Origin of the sequence: Aestuariivirga sp., assembly GCF_037139295.1 — a bacterium.
Taxonomy (GTDB): domain Bacteria; phylum Pseudomonadota; class Alphaproteobacteria; order Rhizobiales; family Aestuariivirgaceae; genus Aestuariivirga.
Genome location: NZ_JBAXGR010000222.1, coordinates 1 through 2939, shown reverse-complemented (window position 1 = coordinate 2939; position 2939 = coordinate 1). Strand labels below are relative to the sequence as shown.

Sequence of the window (2939 nt, the reverse complement as noted above, 5' to 3'; positions counted from 1 at the left end):
GCTATTGGGGAGTTGGCCTCTAGCCGAGCCGCAGGACGCAACCTCACACGGCAGCGTAACCTGGGTGCCAAGCGATTTCATTCCTCGACAGATCTACTTCCCCAGTTGCGCTGGCGCGATGCCATAGATGTCGAACAGCCAGTGCACACTCCCGTCACTGACCGCATTCAGATTGAGGGCTTCGGCGATACCCATCCAAATGTCACCCTCAGGCGTGGGCCGTCGCAGCTTCATGTCGGGGGAGGGCAGGTAGTAACCCTTCTCGAGCCGCTGCCAAAGCTTTCGGGCTGGTTGGTACGCCGATCCGACTTCGGCTCGTGCCAGAACGCTGTTGAGATATTCCTTGCGGCGGCGGGGCTTCGGCCAGAGATGCTCGGGAAGGCGGTCAAGGGTTTCTAGTAGAGCGTCGGCGAAGAAACCGTGCCCATAGCGATGGCCGCCGAGTTTGCGGACCACAAGACCACTGCAATGGGTCTTGAGCCCGGAGAGCATGAGGCTGAGGGGCCAGAACTCGCCCTGACCGCGCTCGAGCCGGACAAGCCTGCCGCCCGTCTGAATGTCGATGGTGGCGGGACCGATGATTTCGAAGAGGGCCACGATATGGGCGCGGGCAAAGGAGTGATCGTTGATCGCCCGGCTGAGTGCGCCCATCCATGCTGTGTGGCCGTAATCGTCAGCAAGGTCAGGATTGGCACCTCGGGCGAGAAGCTGCGCGATCAGTGTGATGTTGCCGGCGCGCGCGGCGAGCATCAGCGGCGTCGCACCACAATAGCTCTTGTGATCGACGCCGTAGAGGTCGCACTCTTGTAACACTGTCTTCACCGACCGCTCCATGTAGGGCCGCAGGAAGCGCTCGCTTACGGCAGCCGATGCACGCGCCGCGCGTCCCATCGGGTTTCGTGGATCGTCTGTAAAGCCGGGAATTTCTATCAGGTCCGCCACGCGGCCCTTATCGTAGAATCGCGTGTCTCGTGCCAGCAGCCGATCGTTGTGGGTCAGCAGTTTGGCCGGCCCGAAGTTGGCCTTGGAGAGGGCCTCGACATAGGTTCCCTGACCGTTCCAGAGCGCATAGTCGAGCAGCGTCTGCTTGGTCTTGGCCGATGGATTGTTCGGATCGAGCGCTTTCGGCAACCACTCACGGAGTGTCTGGCTCGACCACGGAGTCCATGGCGTGGGCTTGGCGCCAAGGAACTTTTCCCTGATGGCTTTGGCCTGTTCCTGCTTGCCCTGAAGTTCCAGCTTGCGCGCCTCAAGGGCCCATTCGTCCTTGCTGGAAGCGGTGGCCCCCGTCGCTGTGGCCTCGGCACCTTCCTTCAGGTCGAGCAGCCGCAGGAGAGGGTGCTGAGTATCCGTCTCGACCAGCGTCAGGCCTTCGACCGCGCGCGTCATGGCGACGTAGAGGGCGTTGACATAGAACTTGTTCAGTTCGAGCGACTTGTCGGTCTTGTCCCTCGCCCGACGGTATTCGAGTTCGTCGCCAGCGAGATCGGCTGGCGCAACATCCCGGCAGACTTCGGTAAAGGCCGCGCGATTGCCAGAGACGAAGTGGAACAGGATGACATTGGGATACTCGAGCCCTTTGGCCTCGTGGACCGTAAAGATCAGGGGGGTCCTGAACCATTCGCGCGCCGCCGCCTTGTCTTCATCCCGCAGTACGATGACCGCATAGCGCACGGAGGCCCGTGAGATGGCGTCGAGCGTCTGCAAGGCCTTTTCGCCGGACTTTAGCAGTTGCACCGCGCCCGGGACCCCAGATGCGCACCTGACGAGGAAATTGCTCTCGCGATCTACCGAACCGAAACGCGCCTGCTTGATCTTCAGCAGACGGTTGGCCACCCCGGTGACCGCCTGAGTGTTGCGGAAATTGGCCTGGAGGATGGCGATCTCGCGCTGGGCAGAGGTGTCCAGACTTTCTTCCACAGCCGACTGCCAGAAAAGCGCGCGTACAGCGGCCCACGAAAAGAAGTTGGGATGCACGATTTGGTGGGTGTCGCCGCACAGCAGGAAGTGGTCCCGGGCCTTCAACGCCGCGAGAACCAGCGCCAGCTGAGCGCCAGTCAGATCCTGCACCTCATCAATAACGACGAAATCATAGTGCGGCTCCACCTTCGCGCGCCACGCATGCGAGACGAGATTGAGGTCGAAGAGCTTTGCCTCCCGGAGCCAACCCCGGTATTTTTCGAACAGGTCGTGAACCGCTCTGCGTGGCTCTCCGGCCGGGTAGAGCGACTGCCTCACGCCCAGCGCCTGATACTCCGTCAGCGAAAGCGCGCCGCTGGCGGCAGCGCCGATCACGCCACGGAACTCCTCGAACACGGCATGTGCGTCGGCCTGCTTCAGTTCGCCACCCAGCCCGCCGCGTCGGCGCTCGAACCAGGACCGGAAGTCCGCAAAACCGACTTCTGCACCCTCCGGAACCTCAATCGTGTCGACGAACTCCCGGAAGCTCATGAACTCCAATTCCTGCGCCGGGTTCTCATAGCCGTGGGCACCATAGAGCCGCCGCGCCGTCTGAGCGAGGTAGGACGAGAGCGTGACGTACAGGACTTTCCCGCTGATCTCGCGCAGTTTCGCCAGCACCACCGCCGTCTTCCCGGACCCGGCTGATCCCACGATGACCAGAGGGGGCGCGTGGCGGCGGACCCCTTCCTGCACATCGTCAAAGACGATTGGCTTGTCGAGCAGATCGAACTGAGCTGCTTCTGGCGGCAGCCATTTCAGCTGCCACCCCGAGCGGCTGCCTGTCTCTGGAGCCGGACCGGGATCGTCTGGCTCGGCCTCGATCTTGTCGCGGTCCACAGTTGCGCCGCGGAGAAACCTGGATTTCTCATAGGCGTGATCGGCGATCACCTCGAGAAACAAACAGACGGTTTCCCCATTGTAAGGCAGGAAGGTCAGCAGGAGCCTGGCCTCGTCACTCAGCTTGGCAGCCCTGACGA

1 protein-coding gene is annotated in these 2939 nt (G+C 62.1%); it reads right to left on the bottom strand.

The annotated features are described in order from the left end of the window. Positions 1-93: 93 nt before the first annotated feature. A partial coding sequence (locus WCJ41_RS21110) for an AAA family ATPase (protein ID WP_336907808.1) occupies positions 94-2939 on the bottom strand: 2846 nt, incomplete at its 5' end.